This window comes from Porphyromonas sp. HMSC077F02 (genome assembly GCF_001815465.1).
GTDB classification, from domain to species: Bacteria; Bacteroidota; Bacteroidia; order Bacteroidales; family Porphyromonadaceae; genus Porphyromonas_A; species Porphyromonas_A somerae.
In genome coordinates this window covers 16491-23282 of the sequence record NZ_KV820684.1, presented here as the reverse complement: position 1 = coordinate 23282, position 6792 = coordinate 16491, and the positions used below count along the sequence as shown (strand labels likewise).

Genomic DNA, 6792 nt, shown 5'->3' with positions numbered 1-6792 from the left:
AACTCGCCGATCGCTTAGTTGCAACTAAGTTTTCGCTTTTATATAGTGTTGAATATCATATTGTTATAAATGGGCTTTTTTGCCACTACTTTCCACTATTTATAGAGTCATTAACTTATGCATATACTCCTAATACGTAACCCCTGAACCCCTGTAGCCTACCCCAATTATTTCATATACAAAGCCATTCTATTTCACGTATAAAACATTTTTGTTTTATACATCAAACATCTTGGCTTGATATAGGGAATATTATGATGATCAACGCTGTCTCGTCTTGAAAGGTCTATATACAAAATGGGCTAGCGTCATTACTGACCCTAGCCCATTTTTTGATATGCTATTATCTAATTAGATAACGCCTTGCTCAAGCATAGCCTGTGCTACCTTCATGAAGCCTGCGATATTAGCACCCTTCACGTAGTCTACAGAACCATCAGGTTGAGTACCATACTTCACGCACTGCTCGTGGATCGACTTCATGATCCAGTGTAGCTTCTCATTAACCTCCTCAGCAGGCCAATTGAGGTGAGCAGCATTCTGAGTCATCTCAAGACCAGAAGTAGCCACACCACCAGCATTCACAGCCTTACCAGGGGCAAAGAGCATACCACTGCTTTGGAAGAGGTGGATAGCCTCAGGAGTACAACCCATATTCGAAACCTCGCAGCAGCACCAGCAACCATTATCCTTCAACTCCTTAGCATCGTCTCCATTCAACTCATTCTGGAAAGCACAAGGAAGAGCGATATCACAAGGGATGCTCCAAGCCTTCTTGCCAGGAGTAAACTTAGTTTTGTCTGGGAACTTATCTGCCATATCCTGTACCTTGTTGCGGTTTGAGCTACGCATTACAGGCATATAGTCGATCATCTCCTCAGTGATACCATTAGGAATCTCGCAAACACCGTCAGGACCAGAGATAGCAATCACCTTACCACCTAGCTCAGTGGTCTTCTTAGCAGCACCCCAAGCTACGTTACCGAAGCCAGAGATAGCTACCTTCTTACCCTTGATGTCCTTACCTGCCTTAGCAAGAAGGTGCTCGGTGAAGTAAAGAGCACCAAAACCAGTAGCCTCTGGACGGAATTCTGAACCGCCCCAAGTCATACCCTTACCAGTAAGTACACCAGTGTGATACTCACGAGTAATCTTTTGGTACATACCATTCATATAGCCGATCTCGCGCGTACCAACACCTACATCACCAGCAGGAATATCCTGATCAGGACCGATGCAGTGAACTAGCTCTAGCATAAAGGCTTGGCAGAAACGCATGATCTCAGCCTCTGACTTACCTACTGGATCAAAGTCCGAACCACCCTTACCACCGCCCATAGGCAAAGTAGTTAGTGCATTCTTGAAAGTCTGCTCAAAGCCGAGGAACTTAAGCATAGAAGGGGTCACGGCTTTGTGGAAGCGGATACCACCCTTGTATGGGCCAATTGCCGAGTTAAACTGTACACGATAACCGATGTTGGTCTGCACCTCACCCTTATCGTCTACCCAATTCACACGGAACGTAAAGATACGGTCTGGCTCCACCATCCGCTCTACGATCTTGTTTTTGTCGTATTCAGGATGTGCATTGTATAGGTCCTCAATAGACTCAAGAACTTCCTGCACTGCCTGGATATACTCAGCCTCGCCTGGGTGCTTAGCTTCCAGATTCTTAATAATCTCTGCTACTTTCATAATGCAATAGATAATAAATGTATAGATTAGTAAATCGTTAATAATATTCTGTCATCATCCAATGGTACTTTAGACCCTTAGGTTACAACATCACAAATTTAAGAAATAAATAGATACCAAACACCTTTTACCCCAAAAGTATGCTATAAAACAATACTTCCGACCCATTTTTCTGCTGTTCCTCACCTCATATATCCGATGGAGGATTGAAGGGGGCGGGGTGATTATCACCGTGTGCGTACACTTTTTGGTATCTTTGTGCCGACAAAAGTAAATACAAGGAGATTAGATGCAAAAGATTAGAAACATTGCGATTATTGCACACGTAGACCACGGTAAGACTTCGCTCGTGGACCGTATGCTACAGGCTGGGAAGCTATTTAGGGAAGAGAGTGCAGAGCTCACACAGATGCTAGATAATAATGACCTAGAGCGTGAGCGAGGAATCACGATCCTCTCCAAAAATGTCTCCATCAGATACCAGGACTACAAAATTAATATCATAGACACTCCAGGGCACGCCGACTTTGGTGGTGAAGTGGAGCGTGTACTCAATATGGCTGATGGCTGTCTGCTGATTGTCGATGCCTTTGAGGGGCCGATGCCTCAGACTCGATTTGTGCTGAGCAAGGCGATTGAGATGGGACTGAAGCCTATTGTGGTGATTAATAAGGTGGATAAAGAGAACTGTCGGCCCGATGAAGTGCAGGAGATGGTCTTTGACCTAATGTTCAACCTCAATGCGACAGAGGATCAATTGGACTTCCCCACCTTCTTTGGTTCGGCAAAACAAGGTTGGATGTCGACCGATTGGAGAAAACCAACCGACAACATTCATCAGCTCCTTGATGCCATCATCAAGTATATCCCCGAACCACCGATGCTAGAAGGGGCAAGCCAGATGCTCATCACCTCCCTCGACTACTCTAGTTTTGTTGGGCGTATTGCTGTGGGGCGTATCCATCGTGGCACCCTCAAGGTAGGTCAGAACATCGTCTTGATGAAGCGCGATGGTACCCAGCAGCAGAGCAAGATCAAAGAGCTTAATATATTTGAGGGACTTGGTCGTCGCAAGGTAGACGAGGTTTCTTGTGGTGATATTTGTGCTGTGGTTGGGCTCGACAACTTTGAGATCGGCGAGACGATTTGCGACGTCTCCACTCCCGAGGCTCTGCCAAGTATTGCGATTGATGAGCCGACAATGAGCATGCGCTTCATGATCAATAACTCCCCCTTCTATGGTCGGGAGGGAAAATATGTCACCTCACGCCATATCTATGACCGTCTCCAGAGAGAGCTAGACAAAAACCTAGCGCTACGAGTAGAGGAGACAGATAGTGCCGATAGCTGGATTGTCTACGGTCGAGGAGTGCTACACTTATCCATCCTGATTGAGACCATGCGCCGTGAGGGGTACGAGCTTCAGGTGGGGCAGCCCCAAGTCATCATCAAGGAGATTGATGGGGTAAAGCATGAGCCAATTGAGGAGCTAACGGTGAACCTTCCCGAGGAGGTGGCGAGCAAAATCATTGACCTCGTGACCCGTCGTAAGGGCGAGATGACCGAGATGGAGCAGAAAAACGACCGCACCTTCCTCAAGTTCCGCATCCCATCCCGAGGCATCATCGGATTGAACAATCAGGTGCTAACCGCTTCGAGTGGTGAGGCAATTATGGCACATAGGTTCCTTGACTTTGAGCCTTGGAAGGGCGATATCGAGACCCGCAACAATGGTTCTATCGTGGCACTAGAGAGTGGTACCGCCTACGCCTATGCCCTAAATAACCTTCAGAGCCGCGGTCGATTCTTCATTGACCCACAAGAGGAGGTATATGCTGGTCAGGTGGTTGGAGAAAACACCCGTGACGAAGACCTCAATGTAAATGTCTGCAAGTCCAAAAAGCTAACCAATATGCGTGCTTCGGGTTCGGACGACAAGGTGCAACTTGCGCCTCCAATCCGCTTCTCTCTCGAAGATGCCCTAGAGTATATCAAGGCCGACGAATTGGTAGAGGTGACCCCTAAGTCAATGCGTATGCGTAAGATCATACTCGATGAGACCGAACGCAAGCGTAGCCAACGTAGTAAATAATACCAAGGCGATATGATTCTGGTCGCCATAGTCACCTACAATGGGCTGAAGTGGATAGATAGTCTACTTCAGCCCTTTCTGTATGACCGCGACCAGCTAGAGATTGCAGTGGTAGACAATGCTTCTACCGATGGTACTCCCGATGAGATTGAAAAGCGTTACCCCTTTGTAAGGGTATTCCGTCGCCCCTCCAATCTCGGTTTTGGGGCTGCCAATAACCTCCTAATGGAGGAGGTACAAGCCAAGGAGCAGTACAAGGGGATCTTTCTACTTAATCAAGATGCCAGTATTTCAGCCGAAACGATACGAGCCTTAGCCGATTATTCCCAGCAGCATCCTGAGATAGGCATTCTCTCCCCACTCCACCTCAGTAGCGACGGAGCGATAGAGCAAGGATTTGCCCATTATCTTCCAGAGCCACCCTATCACGGATTTACCGAACTCACCTTCATCAATGCGGCACTTTGGTATCTACCACGGCAAACGCTCCTAAAGGTGGGTCTCTTCTCACCTCTATTCCACCACTATGGCGAGGACTTAGATTATGCCCATCGAGTAAGGTTTGCCAGATTGAAAATCGGCTTCCTTCCGCACCTCACGGGGCAGCACTTCCGTCCTTCCACCCCCATTTCAGATGAGAAAACTCTTCGGCTAAAGCAGGCCTACCACCTAGCAGAGGCGATCAATCCGTTGCTCTCCCCCGTTGCACAATTCTACAGAGGGCACCTAGCTCCATTTGGCGAAGTACTTCTCTCAAGAGGAAATCGCCGACGATCGCTCCTTAAGATGGCTAGAAATCTTTGGCAGATGCGACCAATGATGAAGCTTTGGCGGCAGCGACCACCACTAGACTTAGAGGGAGTTCAGCGGGCATTGAACCGAAAAGAGTTGGCCCCACTGCTCCTATTTGTCTACAACCGTCCAAAGCACACAGCACGAATCCTACAGAACTTACTACAGCAACCAGAGATTACCCATACTCCTATATATATATGGAGTGATGGGGCAAAAGGTGCGGACGACCGAGAAGCAGTAGAAGAAGTGCGTGCACTCTGCCGACAAATCCCCAAGGCACAGCTCCACTGCCAGCCCACTAATAGAGGGCTCGCCCATAACATTGTGGAGGGGGTTACTAACCTACTTCAGATGCACGACCGTGTGATTGTGCTGGAGGACGACCTCATTCTCTCGCCCTACTTTTTGCGTTGGATGAATGATGCGCTCACACTTTACGCCAAGGAGAAAAGAATCGCCCACCTACACACCGGCACATTTTATACCTCTCCAAAGCTCCGAAATAACCACCCACTTTACTTTGCGGGGAGCTGGGGCTGGGCAACTTGGCAAGACCGTTGGCTAGAGCTTTGGGAGCCAGATGGGAAGCAGTTGCTACAACAGTTAGAGCGAAATCCAAAGCTCTACCAACGATTTAGATATGGTGGATTTATGGACTTTCCAAAGATGCTACGCCGACAGATTGCTGGAGAAAACAATTCCTGGGCGGTCCGTTGGCACGCCTCGCTACTCCTTCATCAAAAGCTGAGCATCAATAGCAATCCTCCCTTGGTCACCAATGATGGATTTGACGGTAGTGGCACCCACTCTGGTGGCGGGGGTCGGTACCACACAGCGGTAGCTCCCTATCCGCTTTATGCCGATCCTATTGCCCCTACTTCAGAGGATCCAGAAGCCTATCATATCTTGCGGAGATACTACGCCCACACCAATAATAAGGTGATGAAAGGGTGGTACAAGCTCAAGGAACTATGGCAAAGATATTTCGGCTAAAGCAATTTGAGATACGCCAAGAGGACTCGGTCCTCAAAGTAGGCACCGACGGTATGCTCCTCGGTGGCTACATTGCCCACCACTTCCAAGCGCGTCAGCCGAAAGCGGTACTGGATGTCGGTACTGGCACAGGGATTATCGCCCTTATGTTGGCACAAGCGTTTCCTGCCACCCACATTACAGGCATAGAGCTAGATAAAGCGAGTGCCAAAGAAGCGAGCTACAATGCGAGCCAATCCCCCTTTGCCGATAGAGTTACCATTCTAGAACAAGACTACCGAACCTACCGCAGTGCAACGCAATACGACCTTATTCTCAGCAACCCGCCCTACTACACCCCAACGCACCAAAATAGTGATCAGAGAGAGACCATAGCCAAGCATTCGGTCTCCCTCTCTCCCAACCAATTCTTCGCAACCAGCCTCCACCACCTACCCCCCCAAGGACAGATCGCTACCATACTAGCCACTACCGCACAGAGTGACTACCTAAAAGCAGCTAACGAATACGATATCCACCCCCAGCACCACCTCTACATACAGACGACCCAAAATAAACCCCCAAAGCGGGTCCTCACCCTATGGAGCCAAGAGCTCACCCCTTATACCACTAGCCACCTCACCATACTAGCAGGTGCTGGCACTCACAACTACACCCCCGAATACACCCAACTCCTCCGCCCCTACCTCACCATCCTGTAATAACCACTACACTAGTGATCTTAAAGGACAGTAAAGGTCAAAGTATGGCGATCTACTTTTCTAGCTGCACACAACGAAGGGACTGTTACACGAAGTCCCTTCCACATTGATAGGAGAGACTAATAGGTGCGCTACTGCCTCGGGGGTATATAGTGGGTAGCATTTTTATGAGGCGCTATAGGAAGATATTCACACGTGGAAATATGAAAAAATGAAGACCGTTGAGAGTGGATTTGTAATCTACTGATATCCAGAGACATATTATGGCATTTGCCGAGATGCAACTAACCGATTGCTTAGTTGCATCTAAGCTTTTGCTTTGTTGCAACTCGGCAAATGCTTAGTTGCAACTCAGTTTTTGCCTTGTTACAACCGTCTCAATTTGTATCCTTCAAAACTACTGAAAGATTGGTCGAACCTCGGTGGAGATTCCAGGGGTTACGCATTAGAAAAGCCTTACCGTAGGGCATTCACAGGTGTGCCTATAGGGGAGGACCCCGGCTGAGGGGTCCGTGT

4 protein-coding genes are annotated in these 6792 nt (G+C 48.3%); 3 read left to right on the top strand and 1 reads right to left on the bottom strand.

Annotation, left to right across the window (positions count from 1 at the left end; translation table 11 throughout):
• Positions 1-351 precede the first annotated feature (351 nt).
• Positions 352-1695 carry an NADP-specific glutamate dehydrogenase gene (gene gdhA / locus HMPREF3027_RS07635; RefSeq protein ID WP_070707892.1) on the bottom strand — a complete coding sequence of 448 codons (1344 nt, stop codon included), beginning with the start codon at positions 1693-1695 and terminating at the stop codon, positions 352-354.
• Positions 1696-1984: 289 nt separating this feature from the next.
• Here gdhA and typA point away from each other — a divergent pair, with 289 nt between their 5' ends.
• The 3 genes from typA to HMPREF3027_RS07620 are packed head-to-tail and all read left to right on the top strand — an operon-like array spanning position 1985 to position 6276.
• Positions 1985-3787, top strand: coding sequence for a translational GTPase TypA (gene typA, locus HMPREF3027_RS07630; RefSeq protein WP_070707891.1), 1803 nt, complete (start codon positions 1985-1987; stop codon positions 3785-3787).
• 12 nt (positions 3788-3799) lie between these two features.
• The gene (locus tag HMPREF3027_RS09450; protein ID WP_083317555.1) at positions 3800-5575 is read left to right on the top strand and encodes a glycosyltransferase family 2 protein; all 1776 of its coding nucleotides are present in this window, start codon (positions 3800-3802) and stop codon (positions 5573-5575) included.
• The gene (locus HMPREF3027_RS07620; RefSeq protein WP_070707890.1) at positions 5554-6276 is read left to right on the top strand and encodes a tRNA1(Val) (adenine(37)-N6)-methyltransferase; all 723 of its coding nucleotides are present in this window, start codon (positions 5554-5556) and stop codon (positions 6274-6276) included. Before HMPREF3027_RS09450 ends, HMPREF3027_RS07620 begins: the two co-directional genes overlap by 22 nt.
• The last annotated feature ends 516 nt before the right edge of the window (positions 6277-6792 follow it).